Source organism: Blastococcus aurantiacus (assembly GCF_900102425.1).
Lineage (GTDB): Bacteria > Actinomycetota > Actinomycetes > Mycobacteriales > Geodermatophilaceae > Blastococcus > Blastococcus aurantiacus.
In genome coordinates this window covers 293544-319407 of record NZ_FNBT01000003.1, presented here as the reverse complement: position 1 = coordinate 319407, position 25864 = coordinate 293544, and the positions used below count along the sequence as shown (strand labels likewise).

At 75.5% G+C, this 25864-nt stretch carries 23 protein-coding genes; 14 read left to right on the top strand and 9 right to left on the bottom strand.

Annotation, left to right across the window (positions count from 1 at the left end; all coding sequences use genetic code 11):
• Window positions 1-51: 51 nt before the first annotated feature.
• The 4 genes from BLS70_RS08175 (at window position 52) to BLS70_RS08160 (ending at window position 7713) form a co-directional block, all read left to right on the top strand.
• Complete coding sequence (locus BLS70_RS08175; RefSeq protein ID WP_255362318.1) at window positions 52-3243, top strand: ATP-dependent helicase; 3192 nt, start codon at window positions 52-54, stop codon at window positions 3241-3243.
• 95 nt (window positions 3244-3338) lie between these two features.
• Window positions 3339-6629, top strand: a complete 3291-nt coding sequence (locus BLS70_RS08170) for an ATP-dependent helicase (protein WP_176946344.1) — start codon at window positions 3339-3341, stop codon at window positions 6627-6629.
• Between the two features lie 137 nt (window positions 6630-6766).
• Complete coding sequence (locus BLS70_RS08165) at window positions 6767-7132, top strand: YciI family protein (protein WP_091765630.1); 366 nt, start codon at window positions 6767-6769, stop codon at window positions 7130-7132.
• An 89-nt stretch (window positions 7133-7221) separates the two neighbouring features.
• The gene (locus BLS70_RS08160) at window positions 7222-7713 is read left to right on the top strand and encodes a GNAT family N-acetyltransferase (RefSeq protein ID WP_091765627.1); all 492 of its coding nucleotides are present in this window, start codon (window positions 7222-7224) and stop codon (window positions 7711-7713) included.
• Between the two features lie 19 nt (window positions 7714-7732).
• Here BLS70_RS08160 and BLS70_RS08155 read toward each other — a convergent pair whose 3' ends face one another.
• Window positions 7733-8578, bottom strand: a complete 846-nt coding sequence (locus BLS70_RS08155) for an alpha/beta fold hydrolase (RefSeq protein WP_091765624.1) — start codon at window positions 8576-8578, stop codon at window positions 7733-7735.
• Between the two features lie 57 nt (window positions 8579-8635).
• Here BLS70_RS08155 and BLS70_RS08150 point away from each other — a divergent pair, with 57 nt between their 5' ends.
• The gene (locus tag BLS70_RS08150; RefSeq protein WP_091765621.1) at window positions 8636-10051 is read left to right on the top strand and encodes a M20/M25/M40 family metallo-hydrolase; all 1416 of its coding nucleotides are present in this window, start codon (window positions 8636-8638) and stop codon (window positions 10049-10051) included.
• Here BLS70_RS08150 and BLS70_RS08145 read toward each other — a convergent pair.
• Complete coding sequence (locus tag BLS70_RS08145; RefSeq protein WP_255362317.1) at window positions 10048-10818, bottom strand: putative protein N(5)-glutamine methyltransferase; 771 nt, start codon at window positions 10816-10818, stop codon at window positions 10048-10050. The two genes, BLS70_RS08150 and BLS70_RS08145, sit on opposite strands and share 4 nt — an antisense overlap.
• A 59-nt stretch (window positions 10819-10877) precedes the next feature.
• On the opposite strand from BLS70_RS08145, the gene BLS70_RS08140 reads away from it, so the two are divergent.
• From BLS70_RS08140 to nudC, 4 genes are all read left to right on the top strand, one after another.
• The gene (locus tag BLS70_RS08140) at window positions 10878-11771 is read left to right on the top strand and encodes a DUF2510 domain-containing protein (RefSeq protein WP_255362316.1); all 894 of its coding nucleotides are present in this window, start codon (window positions 10878-10880) and stop codon (window positions 11769-11771) included.
• 135 nt (window positions 11772-11906) lie between these two features.
• Window positions 11907-13217, top strand: coding sequence for a M16 family metallopeptidase (locus BLS70_RS08135; protein ID WP_091765618.1), 1311 nt, complete (start codon window positions 11907-11909; stop codon window positions 13215-13217).
• Window positions 13214-14575 carry a M16 family metallopeptidase gene (locus BLS70_RS08130; RefSeq protein ID WP_091765615.1) on the top strand — a complete coding sequence of 454 codons (1362 nt, stop codon included), beginning with the start codon at window positions 13214-13216 and terminating at the stop codon, window positions 14573-14575. The genes BLS70_RS08135 and BLS70_RS08130 overlap by 4 nt, the downstream gene beginning before the upstream one ends.
• Window positions 14572-15531 (top strand): NAD(+) diphosphatase, encoded by a 960-nt coding sequence (gene nudC / locus BLS70_RS08125; RefSeq protein ID WP_255362315.1) that lies wholly within the window; start codon window positions 14572-14574, stop codon window positions 15529-15531. The genes BLS70_RS08130 and nudC overlap by 4 nt, the downstream gene beginning before the upstream one ends.
• Window position 15532: 1 nt before the next feature.
• Here nudC and BLS70_RS08120 read toward each other — a convergent pair whose 3' ends face one another.
• The 3 genes from BLS70_RS08120 to BLS70_RS08110 form a co-directional block, all read right to left on the bottom strand.
• On the bottom strand, window positions 15533-16084 hold the full coding sequence (locus tag BLS70_RS08120; protein ID WP_218122330.1) for a nucleoside/nucleotide kinase family protein: 552 nt from the start codon (window positions 16082-16084) through the stop codon (window positions 15533-15535).
• Window positions 16085-16179: 95 nt separating this feature from the next.
• The gene (locus tag BLS70_RS08115) at window positions 16180-16734 is read right to left on the bottom strand and encodes an ANTAR domain-containing protein (RefSeq protein ID WP_255362314.1); all 555 of its coding nucleotides are present in this window, start codon (window positions 16732-16734) and stop codon (window positions 16180-16182) included.
• A 7-nt stretch (window positions 16735-16741) separates the two neighbouring features.
• Complete coding sequence (locus tag BLS70_RS08110) at window positions 16742-17008, bottom strand: mycoredoxin (protein ID WP_091765609.1); 267 nt, start codon at window positions 17006-17008, stop codon at window positions 16742-16744.
• A gap of 154 nt (window positions 17009-17162) precedes the next feature.
• Here BLS70_RS08110 and BLS70_RS08105 point away from each other — a divergent pair, with 154 nt between their 5' ends.
• The 4 genes from BLS70_RS08105 (at window position 17163) to BLS70_RS20440 (ending at window position 20429) form a co-directional block, all read left to right on the top strand.
• Window positions 17163-19172, top strand: a complete 2010-nt coding sequence (locus tag BLS70_RS08105) for an ATP-dependent helicase (RefSeq protein ID WP_091765607.1) — start codon at window positions 17163-17165, stop codon at window positions 19170-19172.
• Window positions 19173-19368: 196 nt separating this feature from the next.
• Window positions 19369-19683, top strand: a complete 315-nt coding sequence (locus tag BLS70_RS08100; protein WP_143030366.1) for a hypothetical protein — start codon at window positions 19369-19371, stop codon at window positions 19681-19683.
• 138 nt (window positions 19684-19821) lie between these two features.
• Window positions 19822-20190 carry a WhiB family transcriptional regulator gene (locus tag BLS70_RS08095; protein ID WP_218122329.1) on the top strand — a complete coding sequence of 123 codons (369 nt, stop codon included), beginning with the start codon at window positions 19822-19824 and terminating at the stop codon, window positions 20188-20190.
• Complete coding sequence (locus BLS70_RS20440; RefSeq protein ID WP_143030365.1) at window positions 20187-20429, top strand: hypothetical protein; 243 nt, start codon at window positions 20187-20189, stop codon at window positions 20427-20429. Before BLS70_RS08095 ends, BLS70_RS20440 begins: the two co-directional genes overlap by 4 nt.
• Window positions 20430-20552: 123 nt before the next feature.
• Here the strand turns inward: BLS70_RS20440 and BLS70_RS08090 are convergent, their stop codons facing one another.
• From BLS70_RS08090 to BLS70_RS20735, 3 genes are all read right to left on the bottom strand, one after another.
• Window positions 20553-21875 (bottom strand): ABC1 kinase family protein, encoded by a 1323-nt coding sequence (locus tag BLS70_RS08090; RefSeq protein ID WP_218122328.1) that lies wholly within the window; start codon window positions 21873-21875, stop codon window positions 20553-20555.
• 151 nt (window positions 21876-22026) lie between these two features.
• Window positions 22027-23079 (bottom strand): ThiF family adenylyltransferase, encoded by a 1053-nt coding sequence (locus BLS70_RS08085; protein ID WP_091765600.1) that lies wholly within the window; start codon window positions 23077-23079, stop codon window positions 22027-22029.
• Window positions 23080-23252: 173 nt separating this feature from the next.
• Window positions 23253-23405, bottom strand: coding sequence for a DUF5679 domain-containing protein (locus BLS70_RS20735; protein WP_012950213.1), 153 nt, complete (start codon window positions 23403-23405; stop codon window positions 23253-23255).
• 388 nt (window positions 23406-23793) lie between these two features.
• On the opposite strand from BLS70_RS20735, the gene BLS70_RS08080 reads away from it, so the two are divergent.
• A complete protein-coding gene (locus BLS70_RS08080) occupies window positions 23794-24486 on the top strand; it encodes a M48 metallopeptidase family protein (RefSeq protein WP_255362313.1) in 693 nt (230 codons plus the stop codon).
• Here BLS70_RS08080 and BLS70_RS08075 read toward each other — a convergent pair.
• A complete protein-coding gene (locus BLS70_RS08075; RefSeq protein ID WP_091765597.1) occupies window positions 24483-25844 on the bottom strand; it encodes a zinc-dependent metalloprotease in 1362 nt (453 codons plus the stop codon). The genes BLS70_RS08080 and BLS70_RS08075 overlap by 4 nt on opposite strands.
• Between the last annotated feature and the right edge of the window lie 20 nt (window positions 25845-25864).

Below are 25864 nucleotides of genomic sequence, written 5' to 3'. Positions count from 1 at the left end.
ACTCGTCCCTGCCGTCCCGGAGTTGTCGGTACGGCGTGCTTCCATCGAGGCGTGGCACAGGGGGGAGGGGCACCGGTCTACCGGCTGGTGCAGGCGGAGCGACCGCCGGTGGCGGCTCCGCGGCTCGACCCCACCCAGCAGGCCGTCGTCGACCACCCGGCCGGACCGCTGCTGGTCCTCGCCGGTCCCGGCACCGGCAAGACCACGACGATCGTCGAGGCGGTCGCCACCCGGATCGAGGCGGGGCTGGACCCCGAGCAGATCCTCGTCCTGACCTTCAGCCGCAAGGCCGCCGCCGAGTTGCGCACGCGCATCACCAGCCGCGTCGCGCAGACCATCCGCGAGCCGCTGGCGCGCACCCTGCACTCCTACGCCTACGGCGTCCTCCGCCGCGCCGCGCTGCTGCGGGGTGAGGCGCCGCCGCGGCTGCTCACGTCGGCCGAGCAGGACGCCGTCGTCGCCGAGCTGCTGCGCGGCGACGTCGAGGAGGAGGGCGCGGTCCGCTGGCCCGCGGACCTGGCGCCTGCGCTGGGCACGGCCGGCTTCCGCACCGAGCTGCGCGAGCTGCTCCTGCGGGCCACCGAGCGCGGCGTCGCCCCGGAGCAGCTGGCCGCGTGGGGCCGGGAGACCGGCCGGGAGCACTGGGTGCACGCCGCCGCCTTCCAGGAGCAGTACGAGGCGGTCACCGCCTTCTCCACCCTCGGCCGGGGCGACGCGTCCGGGTACGACCCCGCGGAGCTGGTCCGGCAGGCGATCGCCGAGCTCGACGGCGACGCCGAGCTGCTGCGGCAGGAGCGCGAGCGCGCCCGCTGGCTGTTCGTCGACGAGTACCAGGACACCGACCCCGCGCAGGTGGAGCTGCTCGCCCTGCTGGCCGGGCGTGGTGGCAACGTGGTCGCCGTCGGTGACCCCGACCAGTCCATCTACGCGTTCCGCGGTGCCGAGCCGCGCGGCATGGCCGAGTTCCCCGACCGGTTCCGGCACACCGACGGCCGCCCTGCGGCTCGCGTCTCGCTGGGGATCTCCCGTCGGTCGGGTGCCGAGTTGCTGCGGATCAGCCGGCAGGTGGCCGACGGGCTGCCCGGCCCGTGGGAGCACCGCCGGCTGACGGCGGGGGAGTCGGCCGATCCCGGTGCGGCCGAGGTGCACGTCTTCGGGTCCGCCGCGATCGAGGCCGCCTACCTCGCCGACCGGCTGCGCCGCGCCCACCTGCTCGACGGGGTGCCGTGGTCGCAGATGGCCGTGGTCGTCCGCGCCGCCGCGGCACTGGGCCCGCTGCGTCGCGCGCTGGCATCGGCAGGCGTCCCGGTCGCCGTGTCCTCCGACGACGTGGCGCTGGCCGGTCAGCCCGCCGTGGCCCCGTTCCTGGGTGCGCTCACCGCGCTGCTGCCGCGCCCGGGCACCGATCCGGCCGAGGGCATCGCCACCGGTCTGGACGAGACGGCCGCCGAGGCGCTGCTGGCCTCGCCCCTGGGCGGCGCCACCGTGCTGGACCTGCGTCGGCTGCGCCGCGCCGTGCGCGTCGCCCTCGCCCGGCAGGGTGTGGACGCCGCCGAGCGCGGTGCCCCGCTGGCCATGGCACTGGAGGACGACGCGCTGCTGGAGGCGCTGCCCGAGCACGTCGCCCGGCCCGCCCTGCGCGTGGCTGCGGTGCTGGGCGCCGGCCGGCTGGCACTGGCGCAGGACGGCACCGCCGAGGACGTGCTGTGGGCGATGTGGCAGACCAGCGGCCTGGCCGCGAAGTGGGCCCGGGCCAGCGCCGCCGGCGGGCCGACCGGTGCGGTCGCCGACCGCGACCTGGACGCCGTCGTCTCGCTCTTCGACGCCGCCGCCGGCTTCGTCGACCGGCTGCCCTCGGCCGACGTCCGCGCGTTCGTGGCACACCTCTCCGCCCAGGAGCTGCCCAGCGACACCGGCGCCGCCCGCGCCGCCGCAGGGGAGACCGTGCGGCTGCTCACCGCGCACGCCTCCAAGGGCCTGGAGTGGGACCTCGTCTGCGTCGCCGGCGTGCAGGAGGGCGTGTGGCCGAACCTGAGCGAGCGGTCCTCGCTGCTGGGCGCGGAGGTGCTCGTCGAGCGGGCCGCCGGCATCGACGGCGCGGTCGTCGACCGCCGCACCCTGGCACTGGCCGAGGAACGCCGGCTCTTCTACGTCGCCGTCACCCGCGCCCGCCGGCGGCTGATCGTCACCGCGGTGCAGGGCGCCCTCGACGGCGCCGACGCCGGGGCCACCGCCTCGCGGTTCCTCGACCTCGTGCAGCCGCCGCCGGAGGACGGGCGCGCGCTCACCGAGCTGCCCCGCTCCCTGACGCTGCCGGCGCTGGTCGCAGAGCTCCGCCGGGCGGTCACCGATCCCGGCACCCCCGCGTCCCGCCGGTCGGCCGCCGCCTCGGTGCTGCGGCGGCTCGCCGACGACGGCGTCCCCGGCGCCTCGCCGCGGTCCTGGTGGGGGCTGGCACCGCTGTCCGACGACGCCCCGCTCGTGCCCGAGGACGACGAGGTGCGCGTGCGTCCCTCGCACATCGAGACCTTCCAGCGCTGCCCGCTGCGCTGGGTGCTGGGCGCCGTGGGGGCCGAGGCCTCGCCCGACTCCACCCGGACCGTGGGCACGGCGGTGCACGCCGTCGCCCAGCAGGTCGCCGAGGGGCTGCCGCCGGCCGAGGCGCCCGCGGCCCTCGACGGCGAGCTCGACCAGCTCGACCTGGGCCCCGGTTGGGCAGACCAGCGCCAGCGCCAGGCGGCGCAGGACATGCTGGACCGCTTCCTGCGCTGGCACGCGGCCAACGACCGCGACCTGGTCGGCGTCGAGGAGAACTTCGACGTCGTGGTCGGGCGTGCCCGGCTGCGCGGCCAGGTCGACCGGCTCGAGCGCGACGCCGACGGCCGGCTGGTCGTGGTCGACCTCAAGACCGGCAAGACGGTCCCGAAGAACACCGAGGAGCACGGCCAGCTCGCCGCCTACCAGGTGGCGGTGGCCGCCGGGGGCTTCGGCGACCACGGTGCGGTGCCCGGTGGGGCGGCGCTGCTGCAGGTCGGCAGCGGGGCCAAGGCCAAGGAGCAGCACCAGCAGCCGCTGCCTGCCGACGTCCCGGTGGCCACCACCTGGGCGGGGGAGCTGATCACCGACGTCGGCGAGGGCATGGGCGCGGCCACCTTCGAGGTGCGCACCGGCAGCCACTGCTCCCGCTGTCCGGCCCGGCGTAGCTGTCCCATGCACGAGCGCGGCCGGCAGGTGACGGGGTGAGCTCTTTTCCGTCTGCACGGCCCCGTTCCGGGTTCCCTCGCGAGCCTGCGAGCGGAGGGGAGAACGGGGTTTCTCAGCAGCTCTCCTTCGATGACCTGCTCACCGAGGCCGCGGAGGCCCCGGCCGCGCGCCGGCGACTGCTCAGCCCGGCCGAGGTCGCTGCCCGGTGCGGTCTGTCCTACGCGCCGTCGCCGGAGCAGGCCCGCGTGGTCGAGGCCCCCGCCGACCGGCCGCTCGTGGTGGTGGCCGGAGCCGGCTCCGGGAAGACCGAGACCATGGCCGCCCGGGTCTCCTGGCTCGTGGCCAACCAGATCGTGGCGCCCGAGGAGATCCTCGGGCTGACCTTCACCCGCAAGGCCGCCAGCGAGCTCAACGAGCGGGTCCACCTGCGGCTCGGGGCGCTGGCCCGCCACCCCGACACCGAGCCCGAGCTGCGCGAGCGGCTCTCCGTCGCCCAGCCGACCGTCTCGACCTACCACGGCTACGCGGCCGCGCTGGTCGCCGAGCACGGTCTGCGCATCGGGGTGGAGCCCGGCGCCGGGGTGCTCGGCCCCGCGATGTGCTGGGGGCAGGCGGCCACCGTCGTCTCGGCGTGGACAGGCGACATGAGCGACGTCCCGCTCACCCCGCTGACCACCGTCGAGGACGTGCTGGCCCTGGCCGCCGAGATGGGCGAGCACGACGTCAGCCCGGCGGCCCTGCGCGCCTGGACGGCGAAGCTCCAGGCGCAGATCGCCGGCTACGCGGACGCGCCCAAGAAGCGCGGCCCCTACGCGGCGGTGACGGAGATGCTGGCCCGGCAGAAGGCCCGGGTGGCGCTGCTCCCGCTGGTCGAGGCGTTCGAGGCGCGCAAGCGGTCGATGGGTTCCATCGACTACGCCGACCAGGTGGCGCACGCCGCGCGCATCGCCGTCGCCGCGCCCGAGGTGGGCCGCCGCGAGCGGGCCCGCTGGAAGGTCGTGCTGCTCGACGAGTACCAGGACACCAGCGTCGGGCAGCTCCGCATGCTGGAGGCGCTGTTCGGCGGCGGCACCGGCCACGCCGTGCTCGCCGTCGGCGACCCCCGGCAGTCGATCTACGGCTGGCGGGGTGCCTCGGCCGGCACGATCGAGCGCTTCGACCGCACCTTCCCCGGCCGCGGCCCGAAGGGCGCCCAGCGGCTCACCCTGGCGACCAGCTGGCGCAACGACGAGAGCGTGCTGGCCGTGGCCAACGCCGTCTCCGCGATGCTGCCGCCGCCCGAGCACCCGCTGCCCGACCTCGCGCCGGCGCCCACGGCCGGCCGCGGTGCGGTGACCGTCGGCCTCTACGACACGATCGCCGACGAGACCGCAGCGCTCGCCGACCGGCTGGCGGCCTGCTGGCGGGGGGAGGACCCGGTGGTCGGCCGGCGGCCCGACGGCCGGCCGCCGACGGTCGCGGTGCTGGCCCGCACCCGCAAGCAGCTGCCGGGGATCGCCGCCGCGTTGCGCGAGCGAGGGCTGCCCGTCGAGGTCGTCGGGCTGGGCGGGCTGCTCGAGGTGCCCGAGGTCTCCGACGTCGTCGCCACCCTCACCGTGCTGGTCGACCCGACGGCGGGCGACGCGCTCGGCCGGCTGCTCACCGGCGCCCGCTGGCGGATCGGACCGCGCGACCTCGCCGCCCTCGAGGCCCGTGCCCGGGCGCTGGTCCACTCCCGCCGGCCGCCGCGGCCCACCGAGGAGGGCAGCACGCCGGTGACCGAGGCCACGGTCGAGCGCGGGAGCATCGTCGAGGCGCTGGACGACCTCGGCGATCCCGCCGCCTACTCACCCGACGGTCACCGCCGCCTGCGCCGTCTGGGTGCGGAGCTGGCACACCTGCGCAACCGGCTGGGTGAGTCGCTGCCCGACCTGGTCGACGAGGTCTCCCGCACGCTGGGGCTGGAGACCGAGCTGGCCAGCGCACCCGATGCCAGCCCCGCCGGCGCCCGCGCCCACCTCGACGCGCTGCACGGCGTCGCCGCCGAGTTCACCGAGCTGGCCGAGCTGCCCTCGCTGCCGGCGTTCCTCGGATACCTGCGCGACGCCGAGGAGCGCGAGCGCGGCTTGGAGCCGGGGGAGGTGGCGGTCAACCCGGAGGCGGTGCAGCTGCTCACCGGGCACTCGGCCAAGGGCCTGGAGTGGGACGTCGTCGCCGTCCCCGGGATGACCGTCGACCAGTTCCCCGCACGGAGCAACGCCAGCGACTCGTGGATCAAGGACCCGGGCGCCGTGCCGGCCGAGCTGCGGCTCACCGACCGCGCCGAACTGCCGGCGCTGAAGCTCCCGGTGCCCGGCTCCGGCGACCAGGCCGCGGTGCGCGACGCCCTGGAGCAGTACGTGCAGGACTGGAAGGACTTCGGGCGGGACGAGGAGATCCGGCTGGGCTACGTCGCCGTCACGCGGGCGCGGCACCTGCTGCTGTGCTCGGGCAGCTGGTGGCGCGACGGCGTCAAGCCGTGCGGGCCCTCGGTGCTGCTGCACACCGCCCGGCAGGCGTGCGAGGACGGTGCCGGCGAGGTCGTGCACTGGGCTCCCGCCCCCGACGACGACGCCACCAACCCGGTACTCGACGAGTGGCCGATCGGGACGTGGCCGGCCGACCCGCTCTCGGCCCGCCGGCGCCGCTCGCTCAGCGCCGCCGCCGACCTGGTCGAGTCCGCCGCCCCGCACCCGCTGGACCCGGAGCTGTCCCTGGGCGAGGACGACCCGCTGATCGCCTCCTGGGTCCGTGACGCCGACCTGCTGCTGCGCGAGCGCGCCCGGCACTCCGGCCCGACGGTCGACGTGCCCCTGCCCTCCCACCTGTCGGTGTCGGCCCTGGTCACCCTGCGCCGTGACCCCGCCGAGCTGGCCCGCCGGCTGCGCCGCCCGATGCCTGCTGCGCCCGCACCGCAGGCGCGTCGGGGCACCGCCTTCCACACCTGGCTCGAGGAGCGGTTCGGCGCCGCGCGGCTGGTCGACCTCGACGAGCTGCCCGGGTCCGGCGACGAGTTCGCCGCCCCCGACGCCCAGCTGGAGAAGCTGCAGGCTGCGTTCCTCGAGAGCGAGTGGGCCGACCGCCAGCCGCTCGAGGTCGAGGTGCCCTTCGAGACGCCGCTGGGCCCGCTGACGCTGCGCGGGCGCATCGACGCGGTCTTCGTGCGCGAGGACGGCGGCTACGAGGTCATCGACTGGAAGACCGGCCCGCCGCCGAGGGGTGGCGAGCTCGCCGCGGCCGGCGTGCAGCTGGCCGCCTACCGGCTCGGCTGGTCGCGGCTCACGGGCGTCCCCGTGGAGCAGGTCAGCGCCGGCTTCCACCACGTCGCCGACGGGCTCACCGTCCGCCCGGTCGACCTGCTCGACGAGGCGGGTCTGCTCGACCTGGTCACCGGCGCCGGCGATTGACCGGCTCGGGGGGGCTGGCTCGGCATTCCGGGGCAGGGCGTCCCACCCGAAGCAACGACCGATGAGATCCGGCGGCGTCCAAGGTCATCCACTCGTGTGCGGCCGGACGGGCCGCCACGACGCCCCGGAGGCTCACCGTGACGCAGTACCTGCTGTCCATGCCGCACGACTCGGCCGAGGAGCCCACGATGGCGACGATGGATCCGGCCGAGCTGAAAGCCACGATGGCGCTGGCTCTCGCCTTCATCGAGGAGCTGCAGGGGTCGGGCGCCCTGGTCTTCGCGGGTGGACTGCACCCGCCGTCGACCGCGGTCACCGTCGACCACACAGGTGACGACCTCGCCCTCGCCGACGAGCCGTACACGCAGGCGCCGGAGTACCTCGGTGGCCTGTGGGTGATCGAAGTACCGGACCGCGACGCTGCCGTCTCCTGGGCCGCCAAGGCGTCCAAGGCGCTCGGTTCCCGGATCGAGGTCCGGGCCTTCCAGGAAATCCCGGCGTAGGGGGCAGGTCCGGTCGCCATGGTCTGCGGTCACCGCCGGCGCCGGCGATTGATCGGGAAAGCTGTTGACCGGCCCGGGACAGTGAGCCCGTGCCGACCTCGATCCGCCCGTTCGCCGAATCCGACATCGCGCCCGTCGTCGACCTCTCGCTGCGGGCGTGGGCGCCGGTGTTCGACTCGTTCCGGCAGGTGCTGGGCGAGGCGATCTTCCTTCACCTCTATCCCCAGTGGAGCGCCATGCAGGCGGCGGCCGTGGAGCGGGTCTGCCGGGACGAGGCGATGCCGACCTGGGTCGCCGAACACGAGGGCAGGGCGGTCGGGTTCGTCGCGATCGTGCACGGCAGGCAGGAGGACGAGCCGAACAGCAGCGAGATCGAGATGATCGCCGTCGACCCCGTGCACCAGCGGCGTGGCATCGCCGCCGACCTGATCGCCTTCGCCGTCGAGCGGATGCGCGAGCACGGCTCGGAGCTGGCTGTCATCGGCACCGGCGGCGACCCCGGGCACGCCCCTGCGCGGGCCGCCTACGAGCAGGCCGGTTTCACGCCCCTGCCGCTGGTCCGCTACTACAAGTTGCTCTGACCCGGAGTGCGCTGACCGGTCAGCTGGAGGCCACGCGGTCCCAGATCGCGGCGGCCAGCTGCTCGGGTGCCTGCTCCGGGATCCAGTGCGTGACGCCCGGCAGCGCGACGAACCGGTAGTCGCCGGTGACGAACTGCTCGCACGCCTCGGCGGCGGTCCGGCCGATCGCGACGTCGGCGTCGCTCCACACGTAGGTCGTGGGCACCTCGACCTTGTCCACGCGGGCGTCGGAGCTCATCGCCCGGTACCAGTTGAGCGCGGCGGTCAGCGCGCCCGGCGCCGACAGCACCGCCACGTACTCGTCCACCGTCTCGGGGGAGATGCCGCTGTTCTCGACGTCGTACATCCGGCGCAGCCGCCGCGCGTCGTCGGCCAGCAGCACCTCCTCGGCCTTGCCCTGCTGCCAGAACAGCCGGATGTAGGCCGAGCGCTCCTTCTGCTCCGGGTCGACGCGGAAGGCAGCGGTGTAGGCCGCCGGGTGCGGCACTGACACCGCGGTCAGCGAGCGCACGCGGTCGGAGTGCCAGCCGGCCACCGCCCACGCGACGTTGGCGCCCCAGTCGTGCCCGACGACGTCGGCGACCGGGATCTCCAGCGCGGTCATCAGGTCCGCGGTCACCTGCGCCAGGTTCTGCACCGCGTAGGAGTCCACGTCGCCAGGGCGTGCGCCGGGGGAGTAGCCCAGCTGGTCGGGGGCGTAGGTGCGCAGGCCCGCCTGGGTGAGCAGCGGGGTCACCGCCGCCCAGCACGCGGAGGTCTGCGGGAAGCCGTGCAGCAGCAGCACCGGCCGCCCGTCCTCCGGTCCGTCGACGCGCACGTCGAAGGTGAGGTCGCCGACGTCGGTGCGCAGCAGTTCTCCGGCCATGCCCCGGACGCTAGCCGGGAGCTCGCCCCGGTGCGCGCGGCACTACCGTCGGCAGCCGTGACAACGAGTCCGGAACGCGAGTTCGTCTCCGCCCACATCGACGACCTGCATGCCGACCTCGACGCGTGGCTGCGCATCCCGTCGATCTCGGCCGACCCCGCGCACGCCGCCGATGTCGCGGCCAGCGCCGAGTGGCTGGCCGAGGCGTTGCGCCGCACCGGCTTCCCGACCGTGGAGATCTGGCCGACCCCCGGTGCCCCCGCCGTCTACGCCGAGTGGCCCAGCGCCGACCCGGACGCACCGGTGGCGCTGGTCTACGGGCACCACGACGTCCAGCCGGTGGACCCGCCGGAGCTGTGGGTGCACCCGCCGTTCGAGCCCACGCGCGTGGACGGTCCGGACGGCCCCGAGCTGCACGGCCGCGGCGCCAGCGACGACAAGGGCGTCCTGATCGTCCACCTGCTCGGGCTGCGCGCCCACCTCGCGGCCACCGGTCGCGGCACCCCCGCCGTCACCGTCAAGGTGCTGGTCGAGGGGGAGGAGGAGTCCGGGTCGCCGCACTTCGCCGCGCTGCTGCGGGAGCGCCGCGACCGGCTCGACTGCGACGTCGTCGTGGTCAGCGACACCGGCATGGCCGCACCCGACGTGCCCAGCGCGGTCACCGCGATGCGCGGACTGGCCGACGCCGAGATCACCCTGCGCGGACCGGCCGTCGACCTGCACTCCGGCTCGTTCGGCGGCGCGGTGCCCAACCCGCTGCACGCCCTGGCCGAGCTGATCGCGACGTTGCACGACGACCAGGGGCGGGTCACCCTCCCGGGCTTCTACGACGCGGTGCGCCCGCTGTCCGACCGCGAGCGGGACCTCATGGGCCGGGTGCCCTTCGACGAGCAGGCCTGGCTGGCGGGCCCGGCGGCCTCCCGCACCACGTACGGCGAGGCCGGCTACAGCACCCTGGAGCGCACCGGCGCCCGGCCCACCGCCGAGGTGAACGGCATGTGGGGCGGCTACACCGGCCCCGGGCACAAGACGATCATCCCGGCCGAGGCGCACGCCAAGATCACCTTCCGGCTGGTCTCCGACCAGCGGCCGGAGCAGATCGGCGCCATGGTGCAGGCCTGGGTCGACGAGAACCTCCCCGAGGGCATCGTCGCGGAGGTGCACACCCCGCCCGGCGGCGTCGCACCCTGCGCGAGCGACCTGGACTCCCCGGCGATGGAGGCTCTCCTGCGCGCCATCGGGCAGGCGTTCGACACCGCCCCCGAGGACGTGCTGCTGACCCGCGAGGGCGGCAGCGGCCCCGAGGCCGACCTCGCGGAGGGGCTGGGCGCGCCACTGGTGTTCCTGGGCATCGGCCTGCCGACCGACCGCATCCACTCGCCCAACGAGCGGGTGCTCCTGCGCATGCTCGAGCGGGGCGCCGAGGCCGCCGCCCACCTCTGGCGGGAGCTCGCGACGCTGCGACGCGGCTAGCGCCGGCCGCTGACGACCGTCGCCCCGCGCTCGTCGTCGGTGTCCGCTGTCGCGGCCAGCCCGGCGGCGGACACCGCCGCCAGCGCCGCGGGCACCTGGGCCTCGCTCGTCTCGAAGAGGACGGTGCCGCCCGGTGCCAGCCAGGCCGGTGCGGCGGCCAGGACGCGGCGGGCCACGACCAGGCCGTCGTGCCCGCCGTCGAGCGCCAGCCGGGGCTCGTGGTCGCGCGCCTCGGGAGGCATCAGCGCGAGCGCGGACGTCGGGACGTAGGGGACGTTCGACACCAGGACGTCGATCCGCCCGCGCAGCGTCGTCGGCAGGGCGTCGAACAGGTCGCCCTCGTGCACGGTCGCGCCGGGCAGGTTGCCCCGCGCGCAGGCCACCGCGGCGGGGTCCAGGTCGGCGGCGTGCAGCTCGATCCCCGGCATCCGGGCGGCCACGGCCGCACCCAGAGCGCCGGAGCCGCAGCACAGGTCCAGGACCAGCGACCCCGGCCGGGCGGCCGCCGCGGCCCGCTCGGCGAGGAACTCCGACCGCACGCGCGGGACGAACACCCCCGGGGCCAGCGCGATGCGCAGGCCGTCGAACGCCGCCCAGCCCAGCAGCTGCTCCAGGGGTTCACCGGCGACGCGGCGCCCGACCAGCGCCGCGAGGTCGTCGGCGTCCGCGGCGGCCGCCAGCAGCAGGGCCGCCTCGTCCTCGGCGAAGACGCACCCGGCCGCGCGCAGCCGGTCGACCACGGCAGCGGCTGCCGGCACGACGTCCACGATGCGTCCTTCCCTGGATGAGCTCCCGGCACGCTACGCGGGCGGCCTAGGGTTGGAGCGTGACCTCGTCCGGGCAGCCCACCCCGCCGCCGGGCTGGTACGCCGACCCCGACGGCACGCCGGGGATGGTGCGCTGGTGGAGCGGGTCCGCGTGGTCCGACGTCGCCACGCCGACCGGTCCGGGGGTCGCCGTCCAGCAGTCCCCGGTCCTGGCGCCCCAGCGGCCGGCCGCACCGGAGCGGGCCCCGTGGACGATCGAGCCCGACCGGGACCCGGTCCGGCCCCGCCGCGCGGCCTGGATCGTCGCCGGGGTGCTGGGTGTCGTCATCGCCGTCGTGCTGGCACTGGTCGTCGGCACGGGGGGAGGGGACGACGACGTCGCCGCGCGCGAGCCGTCCTCGGCGGGTCAGCCGCCCTCCGGGCCGGCGTTCCCGCCGGGGACCGTGCGGATCGTCGACGAGTCGGCGGGGATCGCCTACCCCTACCTGGGCACCGGCTGGTCGGAGTTCGACGCCCTCGGCATGGTGGAGACGACCACCGTCGCCGGCCAGTACTTCACCACCCAGGAGCTCACGCCCGACGGCACCCGGTTCATCGCGCAGGTCACCTCCGGCCCGGTGGCCGAGAGCTACGGGTGGGCCGGCCCCGGCAGCCTGCCCACCACGGTGAGCGCGCTGGCCGACAGCGTGCGGCTCAACTACTACCCGGACCCCAACGAGCGCCGGATCATGCGCGACGAGGCGCTCACCGTCGACGGCAGCGCCGCGCACCTGCTCGAGTTCCAGCTCTCCTGGGACGTCGAGGGCTACGACGCCTCGGGCGAGCGGGCCGCGCTGCTGCTCATCGACGTCGGCCGGCCCGCCCCGGCGCTGCTCTACATCTCCATCCCCAACACCCACGCCGAGCTCTACGGCGTCATCGACCAGCTCATCCAGGCCGTCGACGTCCTCTGAGACCGCGATCCTCCGGATCGCACCGCGCCCACCAGCCGCTCCCCGGTCGGGCTGAGCGCATCCTCGTGTCCCGGTCGGGAGCCCTCCGGGCCCCGCAACCGGTCCGCACGGCCGCACCGTCGTAGGGTCGGCAGCGTGACAGCAGCCGGAACCGCACTGACCCTGAGGCACCCGGTCGAGCGGTTCACGCTGGACAACGGGCTGCGCGTCGTCCTGGCCCCCGACCGCAGCGTGCCCGTGGTCGCGGTGAGCGTCTTCTACGACGTCGGGATGCGCAACGAGCCCGAGGGGCGCACGGGTTTCGCCCATCTCTTCGAGCACCTCATGTTCCAGGGGTCGGCGCACGTGCCGAAGATGGAGCACGCCCGCCTGGTGCAGGCCGCCGGCGGCACGTTCAACGGCTCGACCCACCAGGACTACACGAACTACTTCGAGGCGCTGCCGGCCGAGGCGCTCGAGCGGGCCCTCTTCCTCGAGGCCGACCGCATGGCCGCCCCGGCCATCACCGAGGAGAACCTCCGCAACCAGATCGACGTGGTGAAGGAGGAGATCCGGGTCAACGTGCTCAACCGGCCCTACGGCGCCTTCCCCTGGCTGCAGCTGCCGCAGGTCGCGTTCGAGAGCTTCGCCAACACGCACGACGGCTACGGCTCCTTCGTCGACCTGGAGTCCTCGACCGTCGACGACGCCACCGACTTCTTCTCCACCTACTACGCCCCGGGCAACGCCGTCCTCTGCATCGGCGGTGACCTCGACGTCGCCGAGACCGAACGGCTCGTCCAGCGCTGGTTCGGGCCCGTCGCCGCCCGCGAGGTGCCGCCCACCCCGCGGACCGGGGAGCCGATGCCGACGTCGGTGCGCTCGGTGGTCGTCGAGGACCGGCTGGCCACCGCCCCGGCCGTGGCTCTCGGCTGGCGGGTGCCCGACCCGGTCGCGAACTTCGACGAGTACCTCGGCACGGTGCTGTTGGCCGAGCTGCTCAGCGAGGGCGACGCCTCGCGCCTGGAGCGCCGGCTGATCCACGACGACCGCACCGCCATCGCGCAGAGCAGCTACGTCGGACTGTTCGGCGACCCGTTCGACGTCCGTGACGCCACGTTGCTCACCACCCAGGTGCACCACCCGGCCGGCGTCCCGGTCGAGCGGGTCACCGCCGCCGTGCACGAGGAGATCGCGCGGATCGGCAGCGACGGCGTCCCGGCCGACGAGCTGCGCCGCGTGCAGGCGCGCACCGAGGCGCAGCTGCTGCGGCAGGCCGACTCCGTCCTGGGCCGCACGCTGGCGTTCGCCGCCGCCGAGCTGGTCCACGGGCGGGCCGAGCTGGCCGGTGAGCTCGCCGCCCGGCTCGCCGCCGTCACCCCCGAGCAGGTGCAGGCCGCGGCCCGGGGGCTGGATCCCGGCACGGTCGCGATGCTGGAGCTGCGCCCGGCAGGAGGCCGGGCGTGAGCGCCGCGCTGGACCTCTCCCTGATCCCGCCGCTGGGCGAGCCCCGGCCGCAGCCGGTCCCGGCCGCCGCGGAGACCACCCTCGCCAACGGCCTGCGCGTGGTCGTCGTGCCGCGCCCCGGCGTGCCGCTCATCGAGCTGCGGCTCCGCGTGCCGTTCGCCGCGTCGAGCGTCGGCTCCGCCGAGGGGCACACCGCGGCGGCGTCCGTCCTGTCCGGCGCGGTGCTCCTCGGCACCGCGTCGCACGACCAGACCGGCATCGCGCAGTTGCTGCAGGGCCACGGCGCGGAGATGTCGGTCTCGTCCGACAGCGACCGGCTGCTGTTCGGCACGACGCTGCTGCCCGGCGGCCTGCGTCCCGTCCTCGGGGTGCTCGCGGAGCTGCTCACCTCGGCCACCTACCCGGCCGACGGCGTCGAGGGCGAGCGCGACCGGCTGGCGGAGCGGATCAGCATCGCCCTGTCGCAGCCCTCGGTCCTGGCCCGCGCGGCGCTCAGCGCCCGCCGCTACGCCGGCCACCCGTACGCCATCTCGCTGCCCGACCCCGCGCTGGTCGCGGCCATCACCGACGAGGACCTGCGCCGGCTGCACGTCGACCGGGTGCTGCCCGCCGGCAGCACGCTGGTGCTCGTCGGCGATCTCGACCCGGCGGCCGCGACCGACGCCGTCGCCGAGGCCCTGACCGGCTGGACCGGGAGCGGCACCGCCGAGGAGTCGGCCCCGGCCACCTCGCTGCACGCCCCGGTGCTCGAGCTCGTCGACCGGCCCGGCGCCGTGCAGTCCAACATCCGGCTGGGCGGACCCGCGCCCACGCGTACCGACCCCGACCTGGCCGCGGTCCGGCTGGCCGCGATGGTGTTCGGCGGCTACTTCTCCTCGCGGCTGGTCGAGAACATCCGGGAGCGGCGCGGCTACAGCTACAGCCCGCGCAGCTCCGTGGAGCACCAGGCGGGTGCGGCGTCCTTCCTGGTCGAGGCCGACGTCGCCACCGAGGTGACCGGCCCGGCGCTGATGGAGACGGTGTACGAGCTCGGCCGCATGGCGCTGACCCCGGTCACCGAGGCCGAGCTGGACGCCGCCCGCCGCTACGTCCTGGGCAGCATGGCGCTGTCGACGGCGACCCACGCCGGCCTGGCCAGCACGCTGTCCGCGCTGGTCGGCGCGGGTCTCCCGGTCGGCTGGCTGGCCGAGCACCAGCAGGCGCTGGCGGCCGTCACCGTCGACCAGGTGCAGGAGGTCTCCCGCCGCCACCTCGCCCCAGGGGCCCTCACCGCCGTCGTCGTCGGCGACGCCGAGGTGGCCGAGGCCCAGCTGGCCGCGCTGGGCCCGCTCACCGTCCGACGGGACGGCGACGCGTGACCGCCCCCTCCACCGGAGACCCGGACCGCATGAAGGGGCCGGCGACGCCGTGGCCGGACGGCGCGACGCCGTCGTCCGGGTCCGTGCCGGTGCTCTCCCGGGTCGCCCACGACCGGGCGCACCTGGCCCGCGCACTGCCCGACCCCACCGGCGGGCGCCCCGTCCGGGTGCTCACCGTCGACATCCAGCGGACCGTGCCGGTCCGGGAGGCACCCGACGGTCCGCAGCTGCTGTGGGACGAGCGGCCCGAGCTGCCCACCGGCGCGATCTTCCTCGGCGAGGCCGACGGCGTCCCCTACGCCGCCGTCCGCGGCGAGCGGGCGCTCGCCGTGAGCGGGCAGCCGGTCGACTCCTGGTCCGGTCTCCGCGACCTGGGCACCGTCCTGGGCGACCGGGACGCCGGGCTGCTCGTGCAGGCCATCGGCATCATCGAGTGGCACGAGCGCAACCGCTTCAGCCCGCTGACCGGCGCACCGACCACCATCGAGCGAGCCGGCTGGGTGCAGCGCGACACGTCGACGGGGATGGACATCTTCCCGCGGACGGACCCGGCCGTGATCATGCTCGTCCACGACGGCGCCGGCCGCCTCGTGCTGGGCCGGCAGGCGATCTGGCCGCCCGGCCGGTACTCGATCCTCGCCGGGTTCGTCGAGCCGGGGGAGTCCGCCGAGGCCGCCGTCGTCCGCGAGGTCGCCGAAGAGGTAGGGCTGCGGGTCACCGACGTGCGCTACGTGGGCAGCCAGCCGTGGCCCTTCCCGCAGTCGCTGATGCTCGGCTTCGTGGCCCGCGCGGAGGACGCCGGCGAACTCGTCCTGGACCCGGACGAGATCGAGGAGGCGCACTGGTTCTCCCGCGAGCAGCTGCTGGAGGGGGACGGGCTCTCCGCCCTGCCCCCGGCGGTCTCCATCGCGCGGAACATCATCGACCGCTGGCTCGCCGGCGAGTTCGACGACTGAATCAGCTCCAGCGGCCGCCCAGCACGAGGGCCGGTCGGTCGGGGTGGTCGGCCAGCACGACGGCGTCGGCGAGGGCGACCGGGTCGACCTCGTCGTCGTAGCGGTCGAAGGCCGGCAGCGCCCACGCCTGGTCGGTCGGCGTGCGCCGACGGCGCGCGGCCGGTCCGACCCGCAGGTGGACCACGACGTCGAAGGGCAGCCCGATGCCCTGCAACAGCGCTCCCGGCACGAGCAGGACGCCGCCGGCCGGCCCGGGCTGCCGATCGGCGCGCACGGCGCGGTCGCGGGCCAGGTCCCACAGCTGCGGCAGGTAGCGCCCGGATCCGCCCGGGCCCAACGGTGCCAGCACCTCACGGGTGAGGGCGCCGGCGTCGAGCCAGTCGGTGTAGCGGGCGTCGGGGTCGGTGCGGCCGTGCTCCAGCCGCAGCGAGGCCGGGCGGTAGAAGCCGTCGGCAGGGACGACGACGGCGCTCCGCCCGCGGGCCGGCAGCAGCTCGGCGACCGCCCCGGCGAGGACCTCGGGTGCGGCGAGCTCGGGACCGTCGACGGCCACGCGCAGGGCGGTGGCGCCCGGTTCCGGGGGCAGATCGGCCAACAGCGCGGCGAGCCGGTCGGCCAGCGCAGCAGGGCAGAGCGGGACGGGTGAGGTCAGGACCGGCCGTCCGCCGCGACCGCTGCTGCCGGCGGGGCGTCCGCCGCCAGGCCGTCCAGCACGGCTCGGGCCAGCTCGGCGACGGGCCGACCCTGCGAGCGCGCGTTCCGGCGCAGCTCCTCGAAGGCGGCGCGGGCGCTCAGCGCATGGCGCTCGGCCAGCACCCCGATGGCCCGCTCGGTGGTCACCCGCGCGGCCAGTGCGTGCTCGAGCTGGGTCACCGTGCGCTCGAGCGCGGCGATCCGCAGGGCGCTCTCGTCCAGCTCCGGCGCCGCCCCGGGCGGGAGGACGGTCCCGCGGGCGGAGCGGCGGGCCGAGCGGTCGGGCTCGGGCAGCGCGCCGAACTCCTCCGCGATGAGGTCGGCCAGCGACATGCCCTCGACGACGTCGCCGACGGGGTCGCCGCCGGCCGCGGAGCGGACCACCCAGCCACCGGGGGTGCGGGTCAGGGCCACGGGTGCCGGAACGGCGTCGGTGGCCGGGACGACCGGGTCACCCGTCCCCGGGGAAGGGCGCGACTGCCCGTCCGAGGGGCGGGGACCGGGGATCACGGGTGCGTCACGCCCCCGCGGCCGCGGCGAGCTGCGCCTTGACCTGATCGATGCTGGGGTTGGTCAGCGCGGTGCCGTCGGTGAAGATCAACGTGGGCACGGTGCGGTTCCCGCCGTTGGCGTTGGCCACGAGGTCGGCGGCGGCCGGGTCGGTCTCGATGTCGACCTCGGCGAAGCCGATGCCCTCCATCTGCATGAGCTTCTTCAGCCGCACGCAGTAGCCGCACCACGTGGTGGTGTACATCGTCACGTCGGTGCCGGGGGTGGTGGTCATCGAGGTGGAGTCTCCCTGCTAGTTCCTGGCGGGTCCACCCCCCGAGAGGGCGTACCGCGCGGTGTGCCCGGATCAACGCGGCCGTCCTGGGGATGCTTCCCCACGACGTCGGTGGCGGCTGGGAGGATCGGCACGTGACACGGACGAGGACCCGATGAGTGCGGCCACCCGAACGGGGTCCCGTGCGGAGGACGTCCTCGCCGGACTCGACGAGGAGCAGCGCGCTGCCGCGCAGGCCGTGACCGGCCCGGTCTGCATCCTGGCCGGCGCGGGCACCGGCAAGACCCGCACGATCACCCACCGGATCGCCTACGGCGTGCACACGGGGGTCTACGTGCCCGAGCAGGTCCTGGCGGTGACGTTCACCGCCCGGGCCGCCGGCGAGCTGCGCACCCGTCTCCAGGCCCTCGACGTCGGGGGCGTGCAGGCCCGCACCTTCCACGCCGCCGCCATGCGGCAGCTGCGCTACTTCGCGCCCCGGGTGCTGGGCGGCCCCATGCCGCCGCTGATCGAGAACAAGCTGCGCGTGGTGGCGACGGCGGCCGCGCGCAACCGGCTCACCACCGACCGGACGAGCCTGAGGGACCTCGCCAGCGAGATCGAGTGGGCCAAGACCACCCTGGCGACCCCGGAGGACTACCCGGCCCGGGCGAAGACCGCCGGCCGCGAGCCCCCGTTCGAGGCCGCCGCCGTCGCCGCCGTCTACGCCAGCTACGAGCAGGCCAAGGAGCGCGACGGCGCGCTGGACTTCGAGGACCTGCTGCTGGTCACCGCCTACGCGCTCGAGGGGCACCCCGACGTCGCCCGGACGGTCCGCGACCAGTACCGGCACTTCGTGGTCGACGAGTACCAGGACGTCAACCCGCTGCAGCAACGGCTGCTCGACGCGTGGCTCGGCGGCCGGGCCGAGGTCTGCGTCGTCGGCGACCCCAACCAGACCATCTACTCGTTCACCGGCGCCGACCCCGACTACCTGCTGGGCTTCGCCGACCGCTATCCCGACAGCGAGGTGGTCAAGCTCGAGCGCGACTACCGCTCCACGCCCCAGGTGGTCGGCCTGGCCAACCGGCTGATCGGCATGGCCGCGCGGCGCAAGGGCCTGCCGGGCCTGCGGCTGCTGGGTCAGCGGGCCGACGCGGCCGAGCCGAAGTTCGTCGAGCACGCCGACGAGCCGGCCGAGGCCGCCGCCGTCGCGGCCCGCTGCAAAGCGCTGATCGACGAGGGCACGCCGGCCAGCGAGATCGCCGTGCTGTTCCGCATCAACGCCCAGTCGCAGGTGTACGAGTCGGCGCTGGCCGACGTCGGCGTGCCGTACGTCCTCCGGGGCGGCGAGCGCTTCTTCGAGCGTCCCGAGGTACGGGAGGCGGTGCTGCTCCTGCGTGGGGCCGCCGCCGGTGGCAGCGAGCCCGGCATGCTCGTGCCCACGGTCCGCGACGTCCTGGCCTCCACCGGCTGGGTCGAGCACCGCCCGCCCGCCGGGGGAGCGGCCCGCGACCGCTGGCAGTCACTCGCCGCGCTGGTCGACCTCGCCGTCGACCTCGTCGCGGAGAACCCGTCGCTGGACCTGCCCGGCTTCGTGACCCACCTGGCCCAGCGGGCCGACGCGCAGCACGCACCGACGGTCCAGGGCGTCACGCTCGCCTCGATGCACGCGGCCAAGGGGCTGGAGTGGGACGTCGTCTTCGTCGTCGGACTGGTGGACGGCGTGCTGCCCATCGCCCAGTCGCTGGCCCGACCCGAGGCGGTCGAGGAGGAGCGGCGGCTGCTGTACGTCGCGGTCACCCGCGCCCGCGAGCAGCTGACCCTGTCGTGGTCGCTGGCCCGCAACCCCGGCGCCAAGCGGGCGCGGCCGCGCAGCCGGTTCCTCACCGGCCTGGCACCGGACTCCGGTCCGACCGCGCCGCTGGCCCGCAAGGCCACCAAACGGCCCAAGGTCGTGCTCGAGGGTGAGGCCGGCGAGCTGTTCGAACGGCTGCGTGCCTGGCGCAGCCAGGCCGCGCAGGCGCAGTCCGTGCCGGCCTACGTCGTCTTCACCGACGCGACACTGCAGGCCATCGCCGAGACGCGGCCGGCGAACCTGCGCGAGCTCTCGGCGCTGCCGGGCATCGGCTCGCGCAAGCTGGAGCTCTACGGCGAAGACGTGCTCGCCGCCGTCACGGGCTGAGCAGGAACCACCTCCACCCCCCGCCTCGCACGCCCGGCGCGGGGTCCTGACCGGCGCGTTCACGCAGTTCAGGGAGATCTCGTTAATTCGTTTGACCTCGTCCGAGCCGCCGCCCTAGTGTCCTGAACCACACGAGCTGCACCCAGCCCGAGCACGGCCGTCCGGCCGAGCTCGCGACCCGGAAGGAGGGGTGGACGTGAACAGCACGACGTGGACCGACGCCCCCGCCGGGTTCTCCGGCCCGGGCCGCCTCGGTATGTCCCCGTACGCCTGCTCCTCCGTCGTCGACGGCGCCTCGGTCCTCATGGCGCCCGTCGCGGCTCCGATCCGGGAGACCGGTCTGCCCATGGCAGCCCGTCTGCGCCCGATCGATGAGCCCGGCGTCGTCCGCGAGTCCTTCCTGCAGGCACTCGCCGTCGCCTCCCCGCTGAGCACCAGCGCTGACAAGACCGACATCGACAACAACGGCACCACCCTCGGGATCCACCCCCCGGGGAGACCGCAGAGCTAACCGCTCGTCGGTCCTCCTCGAGGCCGCGGAACCCGAACCGGGATCCGCGGCCTCTTCGTTTCTCCGCGGCACCCGGCCCCGACTTCGGTCGGCGGGCCACCGCCGGCCGTCAGACGACGAGCACGAGGAGGAGCGGCAGTGCCGCACACGATCGAGCGCGCGACGACCCACCACCGGACCGGCCTGTCCGGGACCGGTGGCGCGACGCCGCCGTACGGACCCCACCCACCCCGCCGGTGGCCGACGCCACCGCTGTCCCCGGCGCCGGTGCGGCGCCCCGTCCCCTGCCGCGAGGAGGACCCCGAGCTCTGGTTCGCCGAGAGCCCGACCGTCCTCGAGCAGGCCAAGGCGCTGTGCACGGATTGCCCGCTCCGGGATGCCTGCCTCGCCGGCGCCCTGGACCGCGGTGAGCCGTGGGGCGTCTGGGGCGGCGAGATCTTCGACCGCGGGGTGGTCATCGCCCGCAAGCGTCCCCGTGGCCGTCCCCGGAAGGTGACCGCCGCATGAGCACCGCAGAGCAGTCCGCCCCCGTCCGTGCGGCGGGGGCGTCCATCCCAGCAACGAGAACCGAGGAACCGATCATGCACGGGTACGAGCACGCACTGGCCCACAGCCGGATGCGCGAGATGCAGGAGGAGGCGATGGCCGCCTCCCGCGCCCACCGGCTGTACCGGGCGCGCAAGGCGGCCCGCCGCGCGGAGCGAGCGGTGCGTCGCGCCGCCCGCCTCAGCGCGTCGGTCTACTGAGCACATCGCGGTCCTCCGTACCGCACCGCGGCCAATGGCCGTCCCCCTGTTGCGCCGAGCGCGTCCGTCACGCCTGCGCGGGACCCTCCGGGCCCCACTCGGCGCGACAGGGGGATTCCGGCATCAACCGCTGAAGCCCGGGAGCCACTCCTCGAGCACGCCGCGGAATGCGCCTTCGGCGTCGAGCTGGCACAGCACCCCGATGGACCCGATCGTCACCCGGTGGATGAGCAGGTAGGCCGGCGGCAGGTTGAGCTGCCGCCCGAGCCGGCTGGCCTCCAGGCGCGGATCGGCGATCCGGGCCGCCTGCTCCTGCATCCAGGCGCGGGTGAAGTGGAACCGCGGCTCCGCGATCGGGTCGAGCATGGGCCGCAGGAAGTCGTGCACGCCCTGCGCGTCGATCTGCGCCGTCGGCAGCACGAAGCCCTCGGCGCGCAGATCGGCCAGCACCTCCTCCGCCTTGCCCTCCAGGGCCCAGCGCAGCAGCCGGCCGATCGGCTCCGGGTGGCCGTCGGGCAGCCGCGCCGTCGCCCCGAAGTCGATGACCCCGAGCCGCCCGTCGGCAAGCAGGCGGAAGTTGCCGGGGTGCGGATCGGCGTGCAGCAGCCCGGCTCGTTGGGGAGCGGAGAAGTGCAGCACCGCCATGAGCAGGCCCGCGCGGTCGCGCTGCTCCCGGGTGCCGGTGGCGATGATCCGCGACAGCGGCGTGCCCTCGAGCCACTCCGAGACGATGACCTTGGGCGCGCTGGCGACCACCCGGGGGACGACGATCTGCGGGTCGTCGGCGAACGCGGCGGAGAACCCGCGCTGCGAGTCGGCTTCCAGGCTGTAGTCCAGCTCCTCGACCACCCGGGCCTTGAGTTCGGCGATGAGCGGCTTGACGTCCATCCCCGGGAAGAGGACGGCGAACAGCCGCGCGAAGCGGCTGAGCTGGTTGAGGTCGGACATCAGCGCGGTGGCCGCGCCCGGGTACTGGATCTTCACGGCGACGTCCCGGCCGTCCCGCCAGGTGGCCCGGTGCACCTGACCGATGCTGGCCGCGGCGGCCGGCTGGTCGTCGAACTCCTGGAAGCGCTGGCGCCAGGTGCCGCCGAGCTGCTGGGCGAGCACCGCGTGGACGGTGCGCACCGGCATCGGCGGCGCCTCCTCCTGGAGCTTCACCAGTGCCTCGCGGTAGGGGGCGGCCATCTCCTCCGGCACCGCCGCCTCGAAGACCGAGAGCGTCTGGCCCAGCTTCATGGCCCCGCCCTTGAGCTGGCCGAGCACGGCGAAGAGCTGCTCGGCGGTGCGCTGCTGCAGCTCCGCCGAGACCGCGTCCGCGGACTGGCCGGACAATCGCTTGCCCAACCCGAGGGTGGCCCGGCCCGCGGCCCCCAGGGGGAGGGACGCCAGCCGTGCGGTCCGGCCCACCGAGCCCCGCGGCATCACCGGTCGGTCGTCACTCACGCGTCCTCCTCGCCGGCGCTCGTCAGCCGCGTTCGTGGCACTGCTCTGGCCGTCGGTGAGCTCGCAAGCTCGCTCACTAGTCCTCCTCGTCGGCGCGGTGCCCGGCCTCCGCGGCGGCGCGGAGGCGTCTCGGGCGAACCCGCGAGCGCGCTCACGGGCCATTGTCCCCTGTCGCACGGCCCTCCCGCTGGGCGCAGCCGCACTCGGGGTGCGGCGTCCAGCGGCGCACCCGGGGAAGCAGGTCGGGCGGGGACAGCTCCAGGGTCGCATCCAGCGCGATCGGGGCGGCACTGCCGTCGAGGTAGGCCAGCACCTGCACCGCCGCGGTCACCGCGGTGAGCAGGCAGGTGACGGTCGCGCCGCTGGGCGGTGGCTCGGCGGCGGTCAGCTGCGCGGCCAGCTGTGGCCAGCGCGGGTCCGCGTCGCGCCGGTGCAGGTCGGCGCAGCGCAGGCAGCTGGTGACGCCGGGGACCACCAGCGGTCCGACCACGCCGGTGGCGCCTCGCACGGTGGCGACCAGGTGCGGCACGCCGGCCCGCGACCAGCCGGCCACGGTGGGGTCGGAGGCGGCCCAGGGGCGGGCGAGCACGACCAGGTCGGGCGTGGCGCCGTCGGTCACCGGACGCAGGTCGGTCAGCGGGCTGGCCCGCCGGACGGCGTCGGCCGCGGCGGCCGACCGGGGACGTCCCTCGTCCGCCGCGGTGGCCCCGCCGACGACGGCGTCGCCCGCGGCCACGAGGCCGCTGTCCCGGACGCTCACCCGGCCGACGCCGCTGGCCGCGAGCACGGCGGCCAGCGGCGTGCCGACGCGCGTGCCGCCGTCCACCACGACGACGGCGGTCCGCCGGGCGTGCCACCCGTCGGTCGGCGGGCTCTCCGCGGCGTGGCGGGCGGCGGCGGCCGGCCCGGCGTCGGTGGCCAGCAGATCGGCGGCGTCGACGTCGACCAGGAGGGAGGTGGCGCGCAGCCCGTCGAGGACGGCGGTCACCGCGTCGGCGTCCAGGCCCTCGCGGGCGGCGTCGGCGAGCACCGCCCGCTGCACCCGGCGCCCGTCCAGGCTCCGCAGCAGGGCAGCCAGCCCGCGCGGGTGGGGACTCACCAGGAGCCCGTCACCGGTGTCCACGCCGCCGATCTGCAGGGTGTCGGCATCGCCCCGCAGCAACGGGACCGTGGCCGGGAGCAGGGGACGGGCCGTATCGCTCACCGGAGGAGCGTGACAGCGCCGACGGCTGCGGCGGGGCCTCCGTCCACAGGCCGGCCGGGAACGCCGACGGCGGCGCCCCGCAAGGGGGCGCCGCCGTGGTGAAGTGATGGAGCGGCCCTCCTGCAGGGGCCCGCCGCGAGCGTGCGAGCGGTGGGGAGCAGGAGGGTCCTTCCTCAGGCCTTGCCGAGGATCCGGTTCATCTTGGTGCCGCACACGGGGCAGGTGCCCTGCGCCATGCGACGGCCGGACTCGCTGACCTTGACCTCGCCGTCGAAGTCGCGCTTCTCCTTGCACTTCACGCAGTAGCCGTTGTAGCTCTCAGCCACGGGATCTCCTCGTCTCGGGGCGCCTCGGCACGCGCGCCGGGCGTCGTTGCGCGGGAACGCTACCCGTGTCGGCGCGTCCCGATACCAGCGGCGGCCGTCCGCTGCGCGCATGGTTCCCACAGCCTGTGGACAACGTTGTGGAGCACGTGGGGACCCATCGGCGTGTCCCTGTGCGCGGACGGGGGGCGGAGCCGGGGACGACGCGCCGGCGTGACGCCTGCCCCCGGCTCCGACCTGCACGGATGCGCCCGCGGGGGTTGTGGACCGTACCGGTCGGGGCGTGGCGTCACCGGCCGGGGCGCGCCCATGTCCACCGGTCGTGCGACCTGTACCCGAGAGGGTGTCTCCGGGCGGGCGCGCGAGCGGGGGAGTGGCTTACGGTTCCCCCGTGCACGGACCGCCCCCCGACGCCTCCGCACACCCCGAGTCCTCCGGCGTCCCGCCGGTACCTCCGGGTGCGGGTCGCGCCGTGCCCATGGCCCGGCGCCGGGCGGGCGGGGACGACGCCGCGCAGCCCGGGTCCGGGGATGCCGAGTCGCTGGTCGAGGTCCGCCGCAGCACCCGGCGCCGGCGCACCGTGACCGCCTACCGGGAGAGCGGCCGCACCGTGGTGCTCATCCCGGCGGCGTTCAGCCCGGCCGAGGAACGCCGCTGGGTGGAGCAGATGGTGGCCAAGCTCCAGACCCGCGAGGAGCGGCGCCGCCGGTCCATGGGGGGCGACGACGAGTTGATGGTCCGGGCCCGCGCGCTGTCCGCCGCGCACCTGGACGGGCTGGCCGAGCCGGCGTCCGTGCGGTGGGTGGACAACCAGCAGCGTCGCTGGGGCTCCTGCACCCCGGCCGACCGCAGCATCCGGCTGTCCAGCCGCCTGCGCTCGATGCCGGAGTACGTCGTCGACTACGTGCTCGTCCACGAGCTGGTCCACCTGCTCGAACCCGGCCACGACGAGCGCTTCTGGGCGCTCGTCGCGCGCTACCCGCGCGCCGAGCGGGCGCGCGGCTTCCTCGAGGGGGTCGAGCTGGCCAACACCGCCGGAGCAGCCGGCGCCGCGGCGGAGCCGGACGCCGACCTCGTCGACTAGTCCTCTTCGGGCTTCTCCGGCTCGGTGTCGCCCTCGGTGAGGGCCTCGAGCTCGGCGTCCAGTCCCTGACCCTGACGGGCGACGAAGTCCATCGGCTCGTCCAGGTCGTCCGACGTGGGCAGCAGGTCCGGGTGGTTCCACAGCCGGTCGCGGTCCGCTCCGCCGTGCTGCTGCGTCATCGCCGCCCACACGGTGGCGGCGTCGCGCAGCCGGCGCGGCCGCAGCTGCAGGCCGACGAGGGTGGCGAAGGTCTGCTCGGCCGGGCCGCCGGAGGCACGGCGGCGACGCATCGTCTCGGCGAGCGCGGAGTGACCGGGCAGCCGGTCCTTCGCGGCCGCGGCGACGACGGTGTCGATCCAGCCCTCGACCAGGGCGAGCAGCGTCTCGAGGCGGCGCAGCGCCATCGCCTGCTCGGGGGTCTCCTCCGGCTCCAGCACCCCGCTGCCCAGAAGCCGCTGGATGCTCTCCGGGTCGCTGGGGTCCAGGCCTTCCATGCCGCCGGCGGACATGGCCTCGGAGATGCCGCGCTCGATGGCCTCGCGGTCGATCGTGATGCCGCGGGCGTAGGCGTGGACGGCGTCCTGCAGCTGCTGGCGCAGCCAGGGCACGTGCGCGAACAGCCGCTGGGCGGCGGCCTCGCGCAGCGCGAGGAACAGGCGCACCTCGTCGGCGGGGCGGTCGAGCCCGGCGGCGAAGGCGGCGACGTTCTGCGGCACGAGGACGCCGGTGCCGGCCGGGGCGAGCGGCAGGCCGACGTCGGTGCTGGTGAGGACCTCGTCGGCGAGCTTGCCCAGTGCCGACCCGACCTGGGCGCCGAACATGACGCCGCCCATGCGGCCCATGATCCCGGCGATCGGCCCGAAGCTCATCGCCGCCTCCTGCGGGAGCGCACTGGTCATCGCGGCGACGACCTTCTCCGCGAGCGGGTCGATCAGCGCACCCCAGGCCGGCAGGGTCTGCTCCACCCACTCGACCCGCGACCAGGCCGCCGTGCGGTCGATGCCCGAGGGCATCTCGGTCACCTGGTCCAGCCACAGGTCGGCCAGGCGCAGGGCCTCGGCCACGGCGGTGCGCTCGCCGTCGGAGGAGGGCTGGTGACCGGCGGCGAGCTGGCTGATGGCGCCCTGCTTGGCGAGGTCCCAGTTGACCGGGCCGCCGGACCAGTTCATCAGCCGCTGCAGTTCGGCGAACAGCGGCATCTTGCCCAGGACGTCCTCGGGGGAGCCGCCGCCGGCCATGCCGCCGAACAGCGCCCCCAGGCCGAACGGGTCACCGCCCGCCGGGTCGCCCCCGCCGCCCTCGCGGCGGTCGGGATCGCGGTCGCCGGGGAGGCCGAAACCGAACGGGACGTCACTCATGGGTCCACGGTAGACGCCCC

Excerpts from the sequence above, each read along its gene's own strand:
- BLS70_RS08155 (WP_091765624.1), bottom strand. The coding sequence starts at position 8,578 with ATGGCCGGAGAACTGCTGCGCACCGACGTCGGCGACCTCACCTTCGAC.
- BLS70_RS08105 (WP_091765607.1), top strand. The coding sequence starts at position 17,163 with ATGAGTGCGGCCACCCGAACGGGGTCCCGTGCGGAGGACGTCCTCGCC.
- BLS70_RS20440 (WP_143030365.1), top strand. The coding sequence starts at position 20,187 with ATGAGCACCGCAGAGCAGTCCGCCCCCGTCCGTGCGGCGGGGGCGTCC.
- BLS70_RS08110 (WP_091765609.1), bottom strand. The coding sequence starts at position 17,008 with ATGACCACCACCCCCGGCACCGACGTGACGATGTACACCACCACGTGG.
- BLS70_RS08075 (WP_091765597.1), bottom strand. The coding sequence starts at position 25,844 with ATGAGTGACGTCCCGTTCGGTTTCGGCCTCCCCGGCGACCGCGATCCC.